The 19,688-nt window shown below is 70.2% G+C and carries 18 protein-coding genes; 15 read left to right on the top strand and 3 right to left on the bottom strand.

Annotated features, from left to right (window positions below; all coding sequences use genetic code 11):
• The first annotated feature begins 10 nt into the window (after positions 1–10).
• The 14 genes from ABZU76_RS39545 to ilvD all read left to right on the top strand — a co-directional run bounded on the left by ABZU76_RS39545 (position 11) and on the right by ilvD (position 13,928).
• Positions 11–925, top strand: a complete 915-nt coding sequence (locus tag ABZU76_RS39545) for a fumarylacetoacetate hydrolase family protein (RefSeq protein ID WP_354879707.1) — start codon at positions 11–13, stop codon at positions 923–925.
• Between the two features lie 86 nt (positions 926–1,011).
• Positions 1,012–2,193, top strand: a complete 1,182-nt coding sequence (locus ABZU76_RS39540) for a cytochrome P450 (RefSeq protein ID WP_354879704.1) — start codon at positions 1,012–1,014, stop codon at positions 2,191–2,193.
• Between the two features lie 12 nt (positions 2,194–2,205).
• Complete coding sequence (locus ABZU76_RS39535; RefSeq protein ID WP_354879701.1) at positions 2,206–2,409, top strand: ferredoxin; 204 nt, start codon at positions 2,206–2,208, stop codon at positions 2,407–2,409.
• An 8-nt stretch (positions 2,410–2,417) separates the two neighbouring features.
• Positions 2,418–3,584, top strand: a complete 1,167-nt coding sequence (locus ABZU76_RS39530; protein WP_354879698.1) for an FAD-dependent oxidoreductase — start codon at positions 2,418–2,420, stop codon at positions 3,582–3,584.
• Positions 3,581–4,543: an amidohydrolase family protein gene (locus ABZU76_RS39525; protein WP_354879695.1), complete on the top strand. Its 963-nt coding sequence runs from the start codon at positions 3,581–3,583 to the stop codon at positions 4,541–4,543. The genes ABZU76_RS39530 and ABZU76_RS39525 overlap by 4 nt, the downstream gene beginning before the upstream one ends.
• A gap of 130 nt (positions 4,544–4,673) precedes the next feature.
• Positions 4,674–5,657 (top strand): ABC transporter substrate-binding protein, encoded by a 984-nt coding sequence (locus tag ABZU76_RS39520; protein WP_354879692.1) that lies wholly within the window; start codon positions 4,674–4,676, stop codon positions 5,655–5,657.
• A complete protein-coding gene (locus ABZU76_RS39515; protein ID WP_354879689.1) occupies positions 5,654–6,514 on the top strand; it encodes an ABC transporter permease subunit in 861 nt (286 codons plus the stop codon). Before ABZU76_RS39520 ends, ABZU76_RS39515 begins: the two co-directional genes overlap by 4 nt.
• Positions 6,511–7,302 (top strand): ABC transporter permease, encoded by a 792-nt coding sequence (locus ABZU76_RS39510; protein ID WP_354879686.1) that lies wholly within the window; start codon positions 6,511–6,513, stop codon positions 7,300–7,302. Before ABZU76_RS39515 ends, ABZU76_RS39510 begins: the two co-directional genes overlap by 4 nt.
• Before the next feature lies 1 nt (position 7,303).
• Complete coding sequence (locus ABZU76_RS39505) at positions 7,304–8,086, top strand: ABC transporter ATP-binding protein (RefSeq protein WP_354879683.1); 783 nt, start codon at positions 7,304–7,306, stop codon at positions 8,084–8,086.
• Positions 8,083–9,285: an aminopeptidase P family protein gene (locus ABZU76_RS39500; protein ID WP_354879680.1), complete on the top strand. Its 1,203-nt coding sequence runs from the start codon at positions 8,083–8,085 to the stop codon at positions 9,283–9,285. Before ABZU76_RS39505 ends, ABZU76_RS39500 begins: the two co-directional genes overlap by 4 nt.
• On the top strand, positions 9,285–10,184 hold the full coding sequence (locus ABZU76_RS39495; RefSeq protein WP_354879677.1) for an NAD(P)-dependent oxidoreductase: 900 nt from the start codon (positions 9,285–9,287) through the stop codon (positions 10,182–10,184). The genes ABZU76_RS39500 and ABZU76_RS39495 overlap by 1 nt, the downstream gene beginning before the upstream one ends.
• Positions 10,181–11,383, top strand: coding sequence for an alpha-hydroxy acid oxidase (locus ABZU76_RS39490; protein WP_354879674.1), 1,203 nt, complete (start codon positions 10,181–10,183; stop codon positions 11,381–11,383). The genes ABZU76_RS39495 and ABZU76_RS39490 overlap by 4 nt, the downstream gene beginning before the upstream one ends.
• 453 nt (positions 11,384–11,836) lie before the next feature.
• Entirely contained in the window at positions 11,837–11,992 is a 156-nt protein-coding gene (locus ABZU76_RS39485) for a hypothetical protein (protein WP_354879671.1), read from the top strand.
• A 238-nt stretch (positions 11,993–12,230) separates the two neighbouring features.
• The gene (gene ilvD / locus ABZU76_RS39480) at positions 12,231–13,928 is read left to right on the top strand and encodes a dihydroxy-acid dehydratase (protein WP_354879668.1); all 1,698 of its coding nucleotides are present in this window, start codon (positions 12,231–12,233) and stop codon (positions 13,926–13,928) included.
• A gap of 42 nt (positions 13,929–13,970) precedes the next feature.
• Here ilvD and ABZU76_RS39475 read toward each other — a convergent pair whose 3' ends face one another.
• Positions 13,971–14,366, bottom strand: a complete 396-nt coding sequence (locus tag ABZU76_RS39475) for a membrane dipeptidase (protein ID WP_354879665.1) — start codon at positions 14,364–14,366, stop codon at positions 13,971–13,973.
• 805 nt (positions 14,367–15,171) lie between these two features.
• On the opposite strand from ABZU76_RS39475, the gene ABZU76_RS39470 reads away from it, so the two are divergent.
• Positions 15,172–15,459 carry a hypothetical protein gene (locus ABZU76_RS39470; RefSeq protein ID WP_354879662.1) on the top strand — a complete coding sequence of 96 codons (288 nt, stop codon included), beginning with the start codon at positions 15,172–15,174 and terminating at the stop codon, positions 15,457–15,459.
• A gap of 52 nt (positions 15,460–15,511) precedes the next feature.
• On the opposite strand, the gene ABZU76_RS39465 is transcribed toward ABZU76_RS39470, so the two are convergent.
• The gene (locus tag ABZU76_RS39465) at positions 15,512–16,345 is read right to left on the bottom strand and encodes an SAM-dependent methyltransferase (protein ID WP_354879659.1); all 834 of its coding nucleotides are present in this window, start codon (positions 16,343–16,345) and stop codon (positions 15,512–15,514) included.
• A 423-nt stretch (positions 16,346–16,768) separates the two neighbouring features.
• Positions 16,769–19,615, bottom strand: coding sequence for an AAA family ATPase (locus ABZU76_RS39460; RefSeq protein WP_354879656.1), 2,847 nt, complete (start codon positions 19,613–19,615; stop codon positions 16,769–16,771).
• Positions 19,616–19,688 lie beyond the last annotated feature (73 nt).

Here is a 19,688-nt window from a genome sequence, read left to right as displayed (position 1 = left end):
GGAGCCGACAATGAAGTTGCTCAGTTACCGCGGCCGCGACGGCCTCGACCGGGTCGGCGTCGTCGCCGACGGCGTGGTGCGCGAGGTCTCACCGGACCGCACCGCCGGACCGGCCGGGCTCAGCCTGATGCGGCGCCTCATCGCGGCGTCCGCGTCTCCCACGGGGGAGGTCCCGCTCGCCGACGGTCCCGGCGTCCCGCTCGACGAGGTCCGCCTGCTGCCGCCGGTGCCGGATCCGACCAAGATCGTGGCCGCGCCGGTGAACTACGTGGACCACCAGGCCGAGATGAGCCAGAGCGTGCACGTCGGCTCGCTCGGTGTGTTCCTCAAGGCGCCCTCGTCTCTGATCGGTGCCGGCGATGTGGTCCGCCTGCCCTACACCGACCGCCGGTTCGATCAGGAGGGTGAGCTGGCCGTGGTGATCGGCCGTACGGCCCGCGGAGTGTCCGCGGCCGACGCACTGTCGCATGTGTTCGGCTACACGTGCCTGCTCGACATCACCATGCGCGGCGGGGAGGACCGCTCCACCCGCAAGTCGTTCGACACCTTCACGCCGATGGGGCCCTGGCTGGTGACGCCGGACGAGGTCGGTCCACTCGAGACACTCCGGCTGACCTGCTCGGTGAACGGCACCCTGCGCCAGGACGCCGACGTCCGCGACCTCATCTGGGACGTGCCCGCGCTCATCGAGTACGTGTCGTCGGTGATGACACTCCATCCTGGTGACGTCATCAGCACCGGCACGCCGGCCGGCGTGGGGGTCATCCACGACGGCGACTCGGTGACCGCGGCCGTGACGCGGGTCGGCGAGCTGACCGTCGGCGTCAGCGCGGCCGGTGCCGTCACCTGCCCGACCCTGGGCGCGGGGGCGGGCCCGGTGCCGCCGGCCGAGCTCACCCCCGTCCGCGCACGCACGGCGAACTGATCCCGCTTTCCCGGCCGCTCAAGCCAAGTCGGAGGTGCACCATCACTACCACAGAGATTTCCGGGCAGCCGATCCGCGACTACCCGATGTCCCGTCCGCCGGGCTGTCCGTTCGACCCGCCCGCCGAGTTCCGCGACCTGCGCACGGACGAGCCGATCTCCCGCGTGCGGTTGTGGGACGGCAAGATCGCCTGGCTGGTCACCCGCTTCGACGACGTCCGCGAGGTGCTGGCCGACCCGCGGTTCAGCGCGGACATGACCAACCCGGGCTTCCCCAGCCACAGCGCGGGCGTTTCCGTGACCCGCCAGAAGCACCCCACGTTCCTGAACATGGACGACCCCGAGCACGCCAGGCACCGCCGGATGCTCACCCGGGACTTCATGATCAAGCGGGTCGAGGCGCTGCGCCCGCGCATCCAGCGGCACGTCGACGAGCTGCTCGACGAGTTCACGGTCGGCCCACAGCCCGCCGACCTGGTCACCGGGTTCGCACTGCCGGTCACCTCGTCGGTGATCTCCGAACTGCTCGGGGTTCCGTACGAAGATCACGAGTTCTTCCAGCGGCAGAGCGGATTGCTCATCTCCGGTGAGACCGGTGCGGACGAGGCGCTGGAGGCGTTCGCCACGATCCGCGAGTACCTCGGTGGCCTGGTCGAGCGCAAGGCCGCCGAGCCCGCACCGGACGTGATCAGCCACCTGCTCGAAATCGAGCGGGCGGGCGGCCTGAGCCGCGACGAGCTGATCAACATGCTCAACCTGCTGCTGCGCGCCGGGCACGAGACGACCGCCAACATGATCGCGCTCGGGACGCTGGCGCTGCTGCAGAACCCCGCCCAGCTCGCTGCACTGAAGGCCGACACTTCGCCGGCGGCGGTGGCGAACGCGGTCGAGGAGTTGCTGCGCTACCTGACGATCACGCACTACGGCCGGCGGCGCGTCGCGCTCGAGGACGTCGAGGTCGCGGGCACGCTGGTCCGCAAGGGCGAGGGCGTGGTGGCGGCCAACGACTCGGCCAACCGCGACCCGGAGGCGTTCGGCGACAACCCCGACGAGCTGGACCTGTCCCGGTCCGCGCGGCACCACCTCACCTTCGGCTATGGGGTCCACCAGTGCCTCGGGCAGCCGCTGGCGCGCGTCGAGCTGCAAGTGGTGTACCCCACGCTGCTGCGGCGCCTGCCGGATCTGCGGCTCGCGGCGCCGGTGAGCGAACTGCCGTTCAAGACGAAGAACGTGTTCTACGGGCTCTTCGCGATGCCCGTCGAGTGGTAACGGAGCCAAGGCATGAAGGTCGAAGTGGAAGCCGACAAGTGCATCGCGTCGGGGCAGTGCGTGCTGTTGTCCGACGCGGTGTTCGACCAGCGTGAGGACGACGGGATCGTCGTGCTCCGCGTGAACGACGTGCCTTCGTCCGAAGAGGACGCCGTCCGCAGCGCCGAACGGATCTGTCCCGCGCGGGCGATCCGCCTGACCGCGTCGGGCGGGTGAGCGCGGACATGAGAGCGGTGGTGGTCGTGGGTGCGGGCGCGGCGGGGCTCACTGCGGTGGAGACGCTGCGGGAGCACGGTTTCGACGGCCGGCTCACCCTGATCGGCGCGGAGCCCCACGCCCCGTACGACCGGCCGCCGCTGTCGAAGCAGGTGCTGCTCGGTTCCTGGGAGCCGGACCGGCTCGCACTGCGCCCGCCCGGCAGCTACACCGAGCTCGGGCTGGACACCCGGTTCGGCCGGCAGGCAACCGGGCTGGACCTGCCCGGCCGCCGTGTCCGGCTCGACGACGGCACGACGGTGACGTTCGACGCGCTCGTGATCGCCACCGGAGTGCGGCCGCGGCGGCTGCCCGGCGCCGAGGGCGTGTGTTACCTGCGCACGGTCGAAGACGCGGTGCTGCTGCGGGAACGGCTGCGTTCGGCTCGGCGCACCGTCGTGGTCGGCGCGGGGTTCCTCGGCGTCGAGATCGCGGCGGCCGCGCGGTCGCTCGGCTCGACCGCCACCGTCGTCGATCCGTTGCCCAGTCCCATGATCCGGCAATTCGGGCCGGCATTGGGCGAGCTCGTGCGGGCGGCGGGTGAAGAACGCGGCGTGGAGTTCCGGATGGGGGTCGGGGTCACGACGGCGGACGCCGGATTGGTGAGGCTGGACGATGGCACGACACTCGCGGCCGACGTCGTGGTCGCGGCCGTCGGCGCCGAACCGGCCACGGAGTGGCTTGCCGGCTCCGGGCTCGACCTGCGCGGTGGCGTGCGCTGCGACGCGTTCTGCCGAGCCGCCGACGGCGTCTACGTGGCCGGCGACGTCGCGGCCAACCCAGATCCGGCGACCGGTGCCCACCGCCGGTTCGAACACCGGATGAACGCCACCGAGCAAGGCCGGCGCGCCGCGCTGAACCTGCTCGGGCACGACGAGCCGTTCGCGCCGTCGCACTTCTTCTGGACCGACGCCGGCGACATCCGGATCCAGGCCGCCGGCACCTTCGCCGACGGTGAGCTGACGGTCGTCGACGGCTCGGTGGCCGATGGCAAGTTCGTGGCCGCCCACGCGGCGGGCGGCCGCGTGACCGGCGTCCTCGGCTGGAACAACCCCCGTGGGTTCACCCGGGCCCGAGGCAGGCTCGGCGCCCCGGCGGGGGAAGGAAAAAGCACGGAAGGGAAAGTGCTGACATGACCACCGGCCGGATCGACACCCACCACCACATCGTCCCCCCTGTGTGGGCGGACGCGCTGCGCACCAGCGGTTACTTCGGCGGGCAGGCCACGCCGGCGTGGAGCCCGGCCGCCGCGCTCGAGCTGCTCGACGAGCTCGCCATTGCGACGGCCGTCGTCTCCGTCGGGCGTCCCGGCGTGCACTTGGGCGGCAGCGCCGCCGACACGCGGAAACTGGCACGGCAGGTCAACGAGTTCTCCGCCGGGCTGGTCCGCGACCACCCCGGTCGCTTCGGGTTCTTCGCCTCGGTACCACTGCCCGATGTGGACGGTTCGCTCGCCGAGGTGGCCTACGCCTTCGACGAGCTGCACGCCGACGGCGTGATCCTGCTGGCCAATGTGGACGGCGTGTACCTCGGCGACCCGGCGTTCGACCCGCTGATGGCGGAATTGGACCGGCGGGCCGCGGTGGTGTTCGTCCACCCGACCGCGCCGCCCGGCCCCGCGGTGCCGGGCGTGCCGGCCTTCGCCGCCGACTTCCTGCTCGACACCACCCGCGCGGCGCTCAACCTGGTGCGCCACGGCGTGGTGGCCCGGTCGACCCGGATGCGGATGATCCTCTCGCACGCCGGCGGGTTCGTACCATACGCGGCACACCGCATGGCCAGTCTCACCGAAGGCGCGGCGGGGCACGTCGTCACGCGCGAGAACTTCCTGCGCGACCTGCGCACGTTCTACTTCGACACGGCGTTGTCCGCCAACGCGGACACCCTGCCGAGCCTGCTCGCGTTCGCCGGTCCGGACCGCGTGCTCTACGGCAGTGACTGGCCCTACGCCCGCGGCGACAACTCCCAGTACTTCACCGCGCAGCTGGACGCGTATCCGCTGTCCGAAACGCAGCGCGCCGCCGTCAACCGGAACAACGCACTCGCACTGCTACCGCGGGTGTCCGAAGCGGACACGGCGCGTATTTCCCAGTAATAACAACGAAAAACTGTGTCCGTGCGCGCGAGCGCGGCGTACGATACGGGCACACTTCTTCTCCCGGACGGGCAATTTCCGCAGCCCCGCAAGGACTTTGATTCGTTTCACCGGCGAAACGGAGCCAACCGTGAAGTATCGACGCAAACTCGCGTGCCTGGTGCTCACCGGGGCCATGTTCCTGCTGTCGGCGTGCGGGGCGCTGAGCGCGACCAACACGCTCGGTGGCGGGTCGACCGGCGGCCTGATCCCGATCACGGCAGGGGTCGCGGCGTCGCAGTCGTCCACCGCGATCCTGGTGGGAGAGCAGCACGGGTTCTTCGCGCAGAACGGGATCGACCTCACCATCGGCCGCGCGGCCACCGGTGCCGGAGCGATCACCCAGGTCATCAACGGCCAGCAGCAGGTGGCGCTCGGCGGCATCTCGCCGGTCGTGATCGCGGCGGCCTCGCACATCCCGGTGCAGATCGTGTCGGGCGCGGTCGCCGACCGTCCCGCCGCGGCCGGGCCGCAGTACCAGACCATGGTGGCGGGCGGCAGCCCGATCCGGTCCTTCAAGGACCTTGCGGGCAAGACGGTCGCTGTGAACTCCCTGAAGTGCTGCTGGGAGTTCTGGATCCGTGAGGCGATCGAGAAGGACGGCGGCGACGCATCGTCCGTCCACTTGGTACAGCTCACGTTCCCCGACCAGATCACCGCCCTCGAGCAGGGCAAGGTCGACGCGATCAGCACCGCCCAGCCGTACGCGACAGCTTTGCGGAAGAAGGGCTTTCGGGACATCGGTGACTCGCCGGCCGTCGCGTTCGCCGATCCGGACGCCGACAACACGGTGTTCTTCATGGCCAAGTCCTTCATCGACCAGCATCCCGGCATCGTGGAAAGGTGGCGTAAGGCGGTGCGAGAGTCCAGCGAGTACGCCAACGCACATCCCGACGAGACCCGCAAGGCCATCGTGAAGCAGACGAAGGCCGATCCCGCTCTCGTGGCACAGGCTCCGTTACCGCTCTACACCGCGGACGTCAGCCGCCAGGTGATCGAGAAGGAAGCGGCGTTCACGGTCAAGTACGGGGTGGTCTCGGTCGCGCCCGCGTACGGAACGTACGTAGTGCCGTGAGCACCCAGCCGACCCCCACCGGCCTGGCCCCCGCGCCCGCCGGATTCGACGAACCGACGCCGGCGGCCGCCCCCGCCCGCGGGGCTTCCCGGCCGTGGCTGCTGCGCGGCCTCCCTTGGCTGACCACCCTCGGCATCCTCGTGCTGTGGGAACTGGTCGCCCGCGCCGGCTGGCTGCCGCCGGAGGTGCCGTCGATCAGCGCGATCGGGGCGGCGCTCGTCGAATTGGCTCCCACCGCGGGGTTCGTCCACGCCCTGATGGCGACGCTGGAGCAGGTCGCCGTCGGCCTGGCCGGCGGTGTGGTCGCCGGCCTGGTCCTCGGCGTCGCGCTCGGCACCGTGCCGCTGCTGTACCGGCTCGTGCACTACCCGCTCGACTTCCTGCGTTTCGTGCCGGCCGTGGTGTTCCTGCCGCTGATGCTGCTGTTGCTCGGTGCCACCCCCCGGGTGTCCACTTTGCTCGGCATGGTCGGCGCACTGTGGCCGATGCTCTTCCAGACCTTCTATGGGGTCAGCGGCATCAACGATGTGCTGCGCGACAGCGCCCGCGTGTTCGGGCTGCGAGCCCACCAACGGCTCGGGCACGTGGTGCTGCCCGCCGTGGCGCCGTTCGTGGCCACCGGGGTGCGGCTCGCGGCGTCGCACGTGCTGGTCGTGGTGGTGGCGGTCGAGATCATCGCGTCGGTGCGGGGGATCGGGGCCGATATCGCCGTCTACGCCTCCAACGCGGTCTATCCGAGCATGTACGCGCTGGTGTTCGTTGTCGGTGTGCTCGGTGTCCTGGCCAACGTCGGACTGCTCGCGATCGAGCGTCGTGTGCTGGGCTGGCACATCTCCTACCGTGAGGAGGCCAGATGACTTCGATGGTGCGTCCGCGCCGGGCCGGGCGCCGGTTCACGGCGTGGCTCGTCTCGCTCATCGTCCCGGTCGCGGCACTGCTGACCTGGTGGTTCGCCTCGCTCGGCAACACCTCACCGTTCTGGCCTTCGCTGCGCTCGATCCTGGTGTCGTTCCAGCAGCTGTGGCTGTTCAGCCGGTTCGCCTCCGACGTGCTGCCGAGCGTCGGCCGGATGCTGCTGGGCTACTGCGTGGCCGTGGTGATCGGCATCGCGCTCGGTGTCCTCTTCGGACGGTTGCCGCTGCTGCACCGGGCGTTCGATCCGGCGCTGCAGTTCTGCCGGGCCTTGCCCGCCACCGCACTGGTGCCGGTGAGCATCGTGCTGCTCGGGATCGGCGACCTGCCGAAGATCGTGCTCACCGCGTTCGTCACGGTCTTTCCCGTGCTGCTCAACACCATCGACGGGGTGCGGGCAGTCGATCGGGAGCTCGAGGATGCCGCGCGTTCCTACCGGCTGACCCGGGCGCAGCGGGTGCTGCACGTGCAGCTGCCCGCCGCCGCGCCGAACATCCTCGCCGGGATGCGCATCGCCCTGACCGTGGCGTTCGTGATGATGGTGGTGACCGAGCTCGTGGCGGCGACCAACGGGATCGGGTTCGTCACGTTGCAGGCGCAGCAGAGCTTCGAGGTGTCCCAGATGTGGGCGGGCATGCTCCTGCTGGGGATCCTCGGCGTGCTCTTCAACGGCGCCTTCGTGCTGGTCGAACGCCGGCTGCTGCGCTGGTACACCAAGGATCGGGAGAGCTGACATGCTGACCGTGGAACACCTGAGGAAGTCCTACCGCTCCGCCGGCAGCGAGCTGGAGGTGCTGCGCGACATCTCGTTCACCGTGAACGCCGGCGAGTTCGTCACGATCGTCGGCCCGTCCGGCGCCGGCAAGACCACCCTGCTGCGCTGCCTGTCCGGCCTGCTGCCCTCGTCCGGGGGCAAGGTCGTGCTCACCGAGACGGGCAAGGTGATCGAGAGCCCGCCGCCGGAGGTCGCGTGCGTCTTCCAGGACTACAGCCGATCGCTGATGCCGTGGTCGAAGGTCGCCCGCAACGTCGCGATCCCGTTGAAGAACAAGATCCGCGACCGCCCGGCGCGCCGAGCCGCGGTGCGCAAGGCGCTGGAAGAGGTGGGCCTCGACGGATTCGACGACAGCTACCCGTGGCAGCTCTCCGGCGGGATGCAGCAGCGGGTCGCGATCGCGCGGGCCATCGCCTACCGGCCCGAGTTCCTCATCATGGACGAGCCGTTCGCGTCGGTGGACGCCCAGACGCGTGCGGACCTGGAGGACCTGGTGCTGCGGGTGCGCCACGACGCCGGGCTGACGATCGTGCTGGTCACCCACGACATCGACGAGGCCGTGTACCTCGGCGACCGGGTGATCGTGATGTCCGGACGCCCGACCACAGTGCTGCGGACGCTCGACGTCGACCTGCCCCGGCCGCGCAGCCAGGTGACGACCAAGGCCCTGCCGCGGTTCACCGAGCTGCGCACCGAGGTGCTCACCCTGATCAGCGGCGCGAAGACGGGAGCTGCCCGATGACCGGAACCGAGCTGTCCGAACGGCTGAACCACCCGGTGAGCACCGCCGAGCTGCACCGGCGGTGGCGCGCGATCCGCGAGGGTATGGCCGCCTGCGGGATCGACGTGCTGGTGGCGCAGACGAACAACGACTACGTCGGCGGCTACATCCGCTACCTCACCGACATCCCGGCGACCAACGGCTACCCGGTCACCGTCGTGTTCCCCCGCGAGGAGCCGATGACGATCATCCGGCACGGCGCGCGCGGCGAGGACCTGGTGGTCGATCCCGTCCACGACCCGGTGCTGCGCGGCGTCGGCCGGGCGCTGGCGAGCCCGTACATGAGCTCGGTGTCCTACACCCGCTACGACGGGGCGGAGCTCGCGCTCGACGCGCTGCGGCCGTTCGCCACCGGCCGGATCGGATGGGTCGGCACCGGCACGATCCCGATGGCCTTCGGCGAGTACCTGCAGCGTGAGCTGCACGCGGCGACGTTCACCGAAGCCGCCGACGTCGTCGACACCGTCCGTGCGCTCAAGTCCGAAGAGGAGCTGGACCTGGTGCGCGCCACCGCGAAGCTGCAGGACGCGGCGATCGCGGCGGCGTTCGAGGCGGTGGCACCGGGGATGCGCGACAGCGACGTGGCCGCCATCGCGCAGCACACCGCGCAGTCGCTGGGCAGTGAGCAGGGCATCTATTGGTGCGTCTCGACCCCGCTCGGCGAGCCCGGCCGGATCGCGCACCCGCACAGCCAGCACCGGGTGATCCGCGAAGGCGATGCGTTCCACCTCATGGTGGAGGTGAACGGGCCCGGCGGGATGTACACCGAGATCGGCCGCTCCGGCGTCGTCGGCCGGGTCCCGGACCGGATCGCCGAGGAGTACGAGTTCTGCCTGCGGGCGCAGCGATTCTGCTACGGGCTGCTGCGTCCCGGCGCCGCGCCCGCCGACATCTGGGCGGAGTACAACGAGTTCCTGCGCGACAACGGGCGGCCGGAGGAGCTGCGGCTGCACTGCCACGGCCAGGGGACCGATCTCGTCGAGCGCCCGCTGATCCGGGCCGAAGAGCCGATGGTGCTGGCCGCGGGCATGAACCTCGCCTGCCACCCGCGCTACGTGCTCGACGGCTTCTGCCACTGGGTGTGCGACAACGTGATCATCGGAGACGACGGCGTCGAGGAGCTGCACAAGTTCGACAAGCGGCTGGCCGAGCTGGGCTGATGACGAGTCAGGTCGTGGCTTCCGGGCCGGACGAGGCACTGTCCGCGCTGCGCGCCGCCGCGCCGGGGCGGGTCTGCGTCGTCCCGCTGCCCTCGTCCGGGGGACCGGCAGCGGTGCGGGCGTTGCGGGACGTCGAGTTCCTCGTGCTGGAGCACCAGCGCACCGACCTGCTCCCCGTGCTCGGCGAGCTGCCCGCGCTGCGGGTCGTGCAGACGTTGATCGCCGGTGCGGAGTGGCTCGAGCCGTACCTGCCGGACCGGGTGCGGCTGAGCCGGCCCGCCGGTGCGCGCGACAACGCGGTGGCCGAGTGGGTCGCCGCGGGGTTGCTCGGGCTGGCGAGCGGGCTGCTGCCCGCCGTGCGCGAGCAGTGTCAGCGGCGATGGCGCCGTACGGTGAGCGCGGAGCTGGCCGGGGCCAGGGTGGTGCTCGTCGGTGCCGGGTCGATCGGCCGCTGCGCCCGCGACAAGCTCGCCGGACTCGGGGCATCGGTCACCGTGGTCGCGCGCACCGGTCGCGCCGGGGTGCACCCGGTGACCGAGCTCGACGACCTCGTGGCCGAGGCCGACGCGGTGGTCCTGCTCGTGCCGGCGACCGCCGGCACCGCGGGGCTGGCGGGGGCGGGATTGCTGGCCCGGATGCCGGACGGGGCCGTGCTGGTGAACGCCGCGCGCGGCACGGTGGTCGACACGGCGGCGCTGACCGCCGAGGTCCTCGCCGGGCGGCTGCTGGCGGTGCTGGACGTCACCGACCCCGAGCCACTGCCGCCGGATCATCCACTGTGGACGGCCCCGGGGTGTTTCCTGTCGCCGCACATCGCGGGCGCGACGCGTCAGGGCAAGGCGCGGGCGATCGAGGCGGCGGCCGACCAGCTGGCGCGGTACGCGCGAGGCGAGGGGTGAACCGCGCCGGCAACATCGCCGAACTGCGCGAGCGCGCACGCCGCCGGGTCCCCCGCCCGGTCTTCGACCTGGTCGAAGGCGGCGCCGAAGACGAGGTGACGCTGCGGCGCAACGTCGAAGCGTTCCGTGCCACGCGGCTGCTGCCTTCGGCCCTGGCCGTGCCCGGCGAGCGCGACACCGCGGTGCGGATCTTCGGTGACCGGGTGGCGTCGCCGATCCTGCTCGCACCGACCGGTGCGGCGCGGGTGCTGCACGGCGACGCCGAGATGGCCGTCGCCCGGGCGGCCGCCGCCCGCGACACCGTCTACGTCCAGGGCATGGTGGGCAGCTTCACCCTCGAGCAGGTCGCCGCCGCAGCGCCTGGCCCGCGGTGGTACCAGCTCTACCTCTGGCCGGACCGCGCGGCGGTGCGCGCGCTGCTGGACCGCGTCGCGGCGGCCGGGTACCGGGCCCTGGTGGTCACTGTGGACAGTGCGGTGTTCGGCAATCGCGAACGGGATCGCCGCAACGGGTTCACCGTGCCGATGCGATTCGGGCCCAGGATGGCCGTGCACTGCGCTACGCGCCCGAGCTGGGCGGTGGACATCGCGCGCGGCCACCTGCGGCGGCGCGGCTCGCGCCACGGCCGGGTCGCGCCGCACGCGATGCAGCGAGACATGCTGCGCAGCCTCTACCCGGTGACCGCGCGGGACCTCGCCGACCTGCGCGCGTGGTGGTCCGGCCCGCTCGTGGTCAAGGGCGTGCTTCGCCCGGCCGACTGCCGCGTGCTGCTCGACCACGGCGCCGACGGCATCGTGGTGTCCAACCACGGCGGCCGCCAGCTCGACCGCGCGCCCGCCACCATCGAAGCCCTCGCGGGCGTCGTCGCCGAAGTCGCGGGCCACGCCGAGGTGTTCCTGGACGGCGGCGTGCGACGGGGCACCGACGTGCTCGCCGCCCTGGCCACCGGCGCCCGCGCGGTGCTGGTCGGCCGGCCCTACTTGTACGGGCTCGCGGCCGGCGGGCAAGCGGGCGTGGAGCGGGTGCTGCAGGTACTGACCTCGGAGCTCGACCGCGCGATGGCCCTCACCGCCTGCGCCCGCATCGAGGACATCGACCACCGCGTGCTCGCGACGAGCATCGCCGGAGCCCTCACGGTGGCCCACCCGCCCGGGGGCGCCGGGACACCTCGTCCTGGTGTCGATCCGCGGACGGGGTGAACGAAATCCCGGTGACTGTCGCGCCACCTCGGCCCAAACGCCGCCAGCTCCTGGAAGCTGGAGGCGTTCGCAGAACACGTCGTCGGTGGCGCCGCGTCGCCGACGACGTCCCGCACCTCAGTGCGGAGGCCAGCTGTCCGGTCGTGCGATCCACCAGTGTCGTCATCGGTGGCGTCGCGGACCCCTTCGTGCAGCAGTTACTGGAACTGCATAGGGCCGCCGACGGGATTGAAAGGGCTGCTGCGCCATCCTCCTTGGCAGTGCTGGCATGAGCAACCGACGGGGTCGATGCGGAACGGGAAGGACTCAAACTGAGAGTGATCCGGACCGAACGTAAGGATGTTCGCATCAACGGCCGGGGCGGCGTGGTGGATTCGCGACTGCGACGAAGGCCCAGGACGAGCTGGATCACGTGGGTGACTTGCCGGCGATTGCGGGGACGACGACACGGACATGCTGCGCAAGATCGGGGACGTGATCGCCGCGGCGATTTCGGCGAAGCAGAAGCTCCCGGAGATCGAGGATCTGCGTCGCCTCGTTCGGGCCGGCGCTGGGGTTCTGGAGCATCCGTTGATGGGCGAAGTGTTCACCGCGTTCCTGGCGGTGTGACTCGTAGGAGCGGTAGGCGTTGCGGCTACGGGTCTTCCTTTTCTTGTGAAGCCGCGCAGGCTGTCGGGGCACTGCTGTTGCTCGGCCTCGCCACCCCCGCCGGAGCGGCCGGCCGGCTGACCGCTCGTCCCTACTGGGCACGTTGAGCTGCACGGTCCCGAACCTGTCATCCAGCTTCGCCATCCGTGACAGTTCTTTTGGTGCTCCTCGTGGCGTGGTGGAGCGGTAGGCTCCGTTCATGGACGAGACTCCGGACATCAAGCCGCGCAGTCGCGACGTCACGGACGGCCTGGAGCGCACCGCCGCGCGCGGGATGCTGCGGGCCGTGGGCATGGGTGACGACGACTGGGTGAAGCCCCAGATCGGTGTCGCTTCTTCGTGGAACGAGATCACGCCGTGCAACCTGTCACTGGACCGGCTGGCGAAGGCAAGCAAGGACGGGGTGCACGCCGCGGGTGGCTACCCGCTGGAGTTCGGCACGATCTCGGTGTCCGACGGTATCTCGATGGGCCACGAGGGCATGCACTTCTCCCTGGTGTCGCGTGAGGTGATCGCGGACAGTGTGGAGACCGTGATGCAGGCCGAGCGGCTGGACGGCTCGGTGCTGCTGGCCGGTTGTGACAAGTCGCTGCCGGGAATGCTGATGGCGGCCGCCCGGCTCGACCTCGCCAGCGTGTTCCTCTACGCCGGCTCGATCCTGCCCGGCCGGGTCACGCTGTCGGACGGCGGCGAGCGCGAAGTCACGATCATCGACGCGTTCGAGGCAGTCGGTGCCTGCGCCAGGGGGCTGATGAGCCGCGCGGACGTCGGACTGATCGAGCGCGCCATCTGCCCCGGCGAAGGCGCGTGTGGCGGGATGTACACGGCGAACACGATGGCCAGTGCGGCCGAGGCACTGGGTATGTCGCTGCCCGGCAGCGCGGCTCCGCCGGCGACGGACCGGCGGCGTGACGGGTTCGCGCGGCGGTCCGGTCAGGCGGTGGTCGAGATGCTGCGCAAGGGGATCACCGCTCGGCAGATCATGACCCGGGAGGCGTTCGAGAACGCGATCGCCGTGGTGATGGCGTTCGGCGGCTCCACCAACGCGGTGCTGCACCTGCTCGCCATCGCGCACGAGGCGGAGGTACCGCTCAGCCTGGACGACTTCACGCGGATCGGTGCGCGGGTGCCGCACCTGGCCGACGTGAAACCGTTCGGACGACATGTGATGACCGACGTCGACCGCATCGGCGGCGTGCCCGTGGTGATGAAAGCGTTGCTGGAAGCGGATCTTCTGCACGGCGATTGCCTGACCGTGACCGGGCGTACGGTCGCCGAGAACCTGGCCGAGATCGCGCCGCCGGACCCGGACGGCACGGTGCTGCGCGCGATGGCCTCGCCGATCCACCCGACCGGCGGCATCACGATCCTGCGCGGTTCCCTGGCGCCGGACGGCGCGGTCGTGAAGTCCGCCGGTTTCGACTCGGACGTGTTCACCGGCACCGCCAGGGTGTTCGATCGCGAACGCGCCGCGATGGACGCGCTGGAGGACGGCACGATCATCGCGGGCGACGTCGTGGTGATCCGCTACGAGGGCCCAAAGGGCGGGCCGGGGATGCGGGAGATGCTCGCCATCACCGCGGCGATCAAGGGCGCGGGGCTCGGCAAGGACGTCCTGCTGCTCACCGACGGCCGTTTCTCCGGCGGCACGACCGGCCTGTGCGTCGGCCATGTAGCCCCGGAGGCAGCCGACGGCGGGCCGATCGCCTTCGTCCGCGATGGCGATCCCATCAGCCTCAACGTCGCGACCGGCATGCTGGACCTCGGCGTGGATGCCGCCGAGCTGGCGGCCCGCCGCGCGGGCTGGACGCCACTGCCCGCCCGCTACACTCGCGGCGTGCTGGCCAAGTACTCCAGGCTCGTCGGCTCGGCCTCCCAGGGCGCTGTCTGCGGGTAACGCAGGCAGTACTGCGCCCGGCGATCCGGCCGGGCGCAGCGGTCATGCCCCGACTTCCTTCAGCACCCGCAGGATGGTGCCGCAGCACGGCGCGATCTCGCTGTCGGAGAGCCCGTCTCGGACCAGCTCCCCAGAGATGTTGCCGAAGTTCTCCTTCGGGTTCTCCAATCCGTCCACATCGGGCACTTTCTCGTGGGGCGGTCCGCCTCCTGTCGTCTTGCCGAGCAGATGCCCGAACACGGTGTGCAGGCCGACGTGCTCGCCGTAGAGGGTGTCGGACCCGAACGCGACGTGCTCGATGCCGACCAGGTCTGCGCAGTACCGGAAATGGTCCATGACCGAATGGATGTCGTGCAGGGGATGGCTATGCGACAAGATGGTGTGCGGCGCCGCGGACATCCCGATCACCCCACCGGTCTCGGCGACGGCACGTAACACGTCCCAGCAAAACGCATTGTTCCTCGCTGGACATCACCATCGGCTCAGCATTCGGGTTCGTCATGCCACACGTAGCCGGGCGAGTAGTCCCAGCCGTCCCCGATGATCGAGCTTGGTGGAGTGATGTTCGTCGATTTTCTGATCGACGCGCTGATGTTTATTCTGTCACATCTGCAGAGGCGATTTCATGTGCGGCTACCGTGTACTCGGCATCGATCAAATCAGTTGGCAATCGCTAGATATTGGTTCAATGCGCCGTGGTGAGAAGTCGATATATTCATGAGATTCCTCCACCTAAGCGTGGAAGTTTCAATGCCGAACCTTGTCGGACGTGTTGTCAAGGTTGAAATAGTTTGCGCCTATTTCTTCAGTGTTGGTGTCCAGTTGATTCCTCAAGGTCACTATGGGTACGTGAACCCTCTGCAGTGATGGACAATCAAGCGGTGAGTGGATTTGCGCCAATGAATATTTTCGCAATGGGGAGGGTGACTGAGGTGTCCGTGGACCCGGCCGGCCTTCGGAACCGGCCCGGCGGAAGGCATCCTGCTCGAGCGCCCCGTGTTTTACGCTCTCTTCGTCATGCATGATCAGTAGGAAGGCATGGCCGGGTTCGCCGGGAAGTGGCCACCCGAGTTCCGCCACGCTTGAGCACGTTCGCGGCGCCTCGCCACACCCACGTTCTTCAACTCTCGGATGGTCGCATACTCGACGTCAGCGGCGAGGCCAGAGGTGCGCGGTGGCGTGGGTGGAGCAGCGCGGCGCGGGGTGGATGCGGTTTCGGCGCCCGGCTCAGGAACGCCAGGAGGTGCGCACCATCGCGGACCGGCGCGCACTCGCCCAGGACCTCGCCGGTGCCCACGTTCAACGCGGCGAACAAGTTCGTGGTGCCGTGCCGGACGTCGGCAACCTTCTCGGCGAACTCCGGATCCTTGCTGACCTTGAACGTGCCCTGTTTCTACGGCCGGAGCCCGTTCTCGCGCCACAGCTTCGCCACGTAATGATGCGAGTGGCCACGCTGCGCCACTGCTACTCCCTCCCGGAAGGTGATGTGCTCGACGGAGCCGGCCACCGTGGCGGCGCCGGTGCGCGGTAGTGCCCCCGGATGCACCCGGGTGCCGCCGCAGCGGAGAATCGGCAGGAGCTGGTCAGGGCTTGCGGGCGACGGCTCCGGCCATCAGTCGCTGGGCGACGTTCAACGGCTTCAGGCGGGGCCCAGCCGGCCACCAGTTGACCAGCTCGACCAGCCCGGGTTCGACGAGTTCGAGTCCGTGGAACAGCTCGAGGATCTCCTCCGCGGTCCGTGCCGTGACGCCGCCGAGCGAGCCGCGGGCGACGGCCTCTTCGAACGTCTGCATCGCTTCGCTGTCCGCACCCTCACCGGGGTCGAAGGCATGCGAGATCGCCACGTAGGAACCCGAAGGCAGCGCATCGATGAACTCGGCCGTGACCTCGGCCGGGCGCGCCCGGTCACCCTTGAAGTGGTGCAAGCTCGCGATGAACAGCAGCCCGATCGGCCGGCTCCAGTCGAGGTGGCTGCGCACGGTCTCGTCCTCGAGGATGCCACGCGGATCGAAGATGTCGCCGGCGATGAAGCGGGTGTTCTCGTTCTCCTCGAGCAACGCTCGGCCGTGCGCGGTCACGACCGGGTCGTGGTCGACGTAGACGACCTTCGACAGCGGGTTGACCCGCTGCACCACCTGGTGCACGTTCTCCGCCGTGGGCAGACCGGACCCCAGGTCCAGGTACTGCGTCAGCCCCGTCTGCGCCGCGAGGAACCGGCACATCCGGATCAGGAACGCCCGGTTCTCCAGCGCGAGGTCCACCGCTTCCGGCATGACCGTCTTGAGCCGCTCGAGCTCGACCCGGTCGACCTCGTACCAGTCTTTGCCCCCCATTGCGTAGTCGTACATCCGTGCCACGCTGGCCCGATGCGGGTCGACCCCGACCGGAGTGTTCAAGTCAGCAGCGTCTGCCGGCATGTCGTGCCTTCCTCCTCGAGTGGCCACAGCCACACCGAGGGTAGTCGTGATCACCGACGCCGTGTCCACATCCCCGGTTGTACACGGGACTTCGCCGCCCGGCTCCCGGCACGGCCGTCAGCTTCGTGTTGACCGTGATCGGGCAGCGGCGTAACAAGCGTCCGGGCTGACAGCGGTTGGGGCCGCCGCGCCGGCCAACACTGACCGACCGGATCAACCGGCTCCGCGACAACCTGGCGTCGTCGGCGTCGCTGAACGATGAGATCAATGCCGAGTCGAAGCTCCAGGCGACGGTGCTTGCCCGCATTCGGGCCGGGGCCGAGGAGATCCAGCGAACATCCAACCGGAACTCGGTCCGGTCAGCCTCCCGGATCCGTCCACGGACGGATTCTCGCCACCGTGCCCTGCCGACCTGGGTACCTCTCAGTCAGCCCGGTCGGCGAAACCGCCCGGTCCGATCGCCAGCCGGGTCAGTTCGACCCGTGAGTTGACAGCGAGCTTGGCGAAGATGTGCTTCATGTGCGTGTTGACGGTGTGAACGGACACGAAGAGCCGGTCGGCGATGGCCCGGTTGGTGAGACCGTCCACGACGAGCGGGATCAGTTTCCGCTCGGACTCGGTCAGGTTCGCCCAGCCTGGAGCGCCGGCCGGTCGGTGCCGTGGGGCCCCGGTGCGCACGCCGAGGTGCCGCAAGCGCCGCCTGATCCTGTCGAGATCGCGCAGGGCTCCGGAAGCCGACGCGAGCTCACCCGCTTCTTCGAAGTACGGGATCGCCATCGCTGCATCGTCCGATGTGGACAGGAGTTCGCCGAGATCCTCACAGGCCGATGCCAGGGCCAGTGGCCTGCCTCTGTCGCGGTAACCGGCGACGGCGGACGCCAGTCCAACGGGGTCGCCGTGGAGCAGTCCATCCACATGGGAGCGAACTGCCCCGATGATCCGCTGGCTGTCGTCTCGCTCGGTCAGGCAGCGCAACGCAGCGGACACGGCCTGCGCGACCGACAAGGCCTCACCGCGGAGCGCGATACGCACGATCCCGGGCCAGTGGGAGGGCAGTACCGCGAGCAGCCGCGTGGGTTCAGGGTCTTCGAAGCCGGCCGTGAACGCGGCTGCGCCATCCATGCCTTCGGCGTCCGCCAGAAAGGCGTGCGCGAGCGACACCCACACGCCGTACCGCTGCGTAATCGCGCCGGCACCGGCTTCCGCGGCGCGGAGATGGTCCTTGGCTTTGGCGAGGTCTCCGCGTCGGATCTCCACCAACGCCAGCACGGCGCGGGCCCGCGGATTCGGTTGCGTGATCTCGAGTTCATCCGCCACCGCCAGGCTGGCTTCGGCCTCCACGGCCGCGTCGTCCAGTGCTCCCCGTTCGAGCAGTGCGCAGGCACGGACGGCATGCCAGTGGGGAAGTGACCAGCCGAGGCCTCGCGCCTCCGCTTCGCGCTGGCCCTCTCGCAGAATCCGCTCGGTGTCCGCGAGCCGGTCGGTGGCCGTCAGCACAGCGGCCAACCAGAGCGCCGGAATCCGCGGAGGCTGCAGGTAGAACACGGCGGACTCGGTGCCGGCGCGGCCGTTGGCCTCCTCGGCGAGCTCGAGAGCGCGAGCGAGGCGTCCGCGGTAGAAGGAAGTCTGGGACTGAAACACCATGGCACTGACGACGAGGGCCGGGTCGTTGCTGCGGTAGGCGGCCTCGACCAGCCCGGTGTCGGTCTGCTCGGCTGCGGTGATCTCCCCGAGATACAAGTGTCCCGTCGCCTTGGTCTTCAACAGACGGACGCGCAAGTCGGGCGGCAGCGCGGGAAGGTCCAAAGCCCGCTGGAGATGGGCCATCGCGGCGGCGTCGTCGCCCGCGGCCTGGTGGATCTCGGCGGTCACCAGGCGCAGGCCGGCCTCCTGCAGCGGTTCGAGACCCTCCGCGAGCGTTGCGTCGACCAGGTCGAGCGCCTCGTGGACCTGCCGGGTCCGGCCGAGGTACTCGGCGGCCTCCGTCAGCAGGGTGATCCGGTGCCGGTCGTGCGGGGGCAGCAGTCCCGCGATCCGATGAGCCAGGTCCGCGGCGGCGTCGGGGGCCGACGACGACAGGTCCCGTACGGCGGTGGTCAGCGTGGTCACGGCGTCTTCGTCGATCGGACCACCCGACATGACGACGTGCCAGGCCACCTCGGCCGAGCGGGCCCCGACGTCGCGCAGGCTTTCGGCCGCCGCACGGTGCAGAGCGATACGCACGGCCGGTGGCAGGTTCTCGTGGACGGCCTGCCGGATGAGGTCGTGCCGGAAGGCGAGGCGCGGGCCACCGGCCGAGAGCAGACCGGCGTTCAGCGCGACCTCGACGCCCGACAGCAGGCTGCCGACCTGCCGGCCGAGCATTCGGGCGGTCGTGCCGAGGTCGAACTCGCGGCCGAGGACGGAACCGATCTGGAGCAGGCGCACGGCGTCCTCGGGGAGTCGGTCCAGGCGCGCGGCTACGCTCCGCCGGAAGCCGACGGGGATACCGTCGTCCAGGACGCTCGCCACGCCTTCCTCGACCCTGACGACGTCCTCGTCGGCGAAGGCACGCACCAGTTCGATCGCCAGGAACGGATTGCCCGCGACGCCGCGCAGGAGCCGGGCCAGACCCGGTGACGGTCTGGCCCCCAGGACGTCGGCCGCGATGTGCTGCAGCTCCTGCTGCGGCAGGGGGCCGAGGGGGAGCCATCGGGCGCCGAGGCGTTCGAGGTCCTCTCGCATCCTGCCTACGGTCGGCCGCTCGGCTTCCGACCGGATCGCCAGCACCCACAGGATCCGCGAGGCGGCCAGTCGTCCGGGCAGGGTACGGAGCGCGAAGAGCGTTGCCGGATCCGCCCACTGCGCGTCGTCCACGAGCACAGCAACCGGGGCGCGCTGGGCCCGGTCCTCCATGGCGTCGGTGACGCTGTCCAGTAGCCAGAGCCGCTGGTCATCGGTGCCCGGAGCGGCTCGGGGAGAACCGTCGCCGCCCTGCAACGCGGACTGCAGAGCGGCTCCTGCCGCGTACTGGTCGAGCTCGTCGGCCCGCACGGACACCACATCGAACCCGGACCGCCGCGCCCGCTGTTCCAGCTCCGCGAGCAGCCGGCTCTTGCCGACGCCTGGCGCGCCTTCCACGACGACGCAGGCACCCTGCCCACCGCGCACCACTTCCAGGGCTTCCCGGACGGCCCCGACCTCGCGGTCTCGGCCCCTCAGACGCGGTTCGGTCCCGGACGGGTCACTGCGCCTGCGAACCCGATCGCCAACAGGGTCCGAGCTGCGCATAGGGCAAGAATGCCGCACAGCTCCACTGCCCTCAACGCGAGTTCTCCGATGATCCGCACTTTTCACCCGGGTG

The organism is Amycolatopsis sp. NPDC005232 (genome assembly GCF_040607795.1).
Lineage (GTDB): Bacteria > Actinomycetota > Actinomycetes > Mycobacteriales > Pseudonocardiaceae > Amycolatopsis.
This window is presented reverse-complemented; position numbering and strand designations above follow the sequence as displayed.

What these genes read in the sequence shown, in the direction of transcription:
- ABZU76_RS39500 (WP_354879680.1), top strand. Translation starts at nt 8,083, where the DNA reads ATGACCGGAACCGAGCTGTCCGAACGGCTGAACCACCCGGTGAGCACC.
- ABZU76_RS39545 (WP_354879707.1), top strand. Translation starts at nt 11, where the DNA reads ATGAAGTTGCTCAGTTACCGCGGCCGCGACGGCCTCGACCGGGTCGGC.
- ABZU76_RS39505 (WP_354879683.1), top strand. Translation starts at nt 7,304, where the DNA reads ATGCTGACCGTGGAACACCTGAGGAAGTCCTACCGCTCCGCCGGCAGC.
- ilvD (WP_354879668.1), top strand. Translation starts at nt 12,231, where the DNA reads ATGGACGAGACTCCGGACATCAAGCCGCGCAGTCGCGACGTCACGGAC.
- ABZU76_RS39530 (WP_354879698.1), top strand. Translation starts at nt 2,418, where the DNA reads ATGAGAGCGGTGGTGGTCGTGGGTGCGGGCGCGGCGGGGCTCACTGCG.
- ABZU76_RS39485 (WP_354879671.1), top strand. Translation starts at nt 11,837, where the DNA reads ATGCTGCGCAAGATCGGGGACGTGATCGCCGCGGCGATTTCGGCGAAG.
- ABZU76_RS39510 (WP_354879686.1), top strand. Translation starts at nt 6,511, where the DNA reads ATGACTTCGATGGTGCGTCCGCGCCGGGCCGGGCGCCGGTTCACGGCG.
- ABZU76_RS39540 (WP_354879704.1), top strand. Translation starts at nt 1,012, where the DNA reads ATGTCCCGTCCGCCGGGCTGTCCGTTCGACCCGCCCGCCGAGTTCCGC.
- ABZU76_RS39495 (WP_354879677.1), top strand. Translation starts at nt 9,285, where the DNA reads ATGACGAGTCAGGTCGTGGCTTCCGGGCCGGACGAGGCACTGTCCGCG.
- ABZU76_RS39525 (WP_354879695.1), top strand. Translation starts at nt 3,581, where the DNA reads ATGACCACCGGCCGGATCGACACCCACCACCACATCGTCCCCCCTGTG.
- ABZU76_RS39465 (WP_354879659.1), bottom strand. Translation starts at nt 16,345, where the DNA reads ATGCCGGCAGACGCTGCTGACTTGAACACTCCGGTCGGGGTCGACCCG.
- ABZU76_RS39460 (WP_354879656.1), bottom strand. Translation starts at nt 19,615, where the DNA reads ATGCGCAGCTCGGACCCTGTTGGCGATCGGGTTCGCAGGCGCAGTGAC.
- ABZU76_RS39535 (WP_354879701.1), top strand. Translation starts at nt 2,206, where the DNA reads ATGAAGGTCGAAGTGGAAGCCGACAAGTGCATCGCGTCGGGGCAGTGC.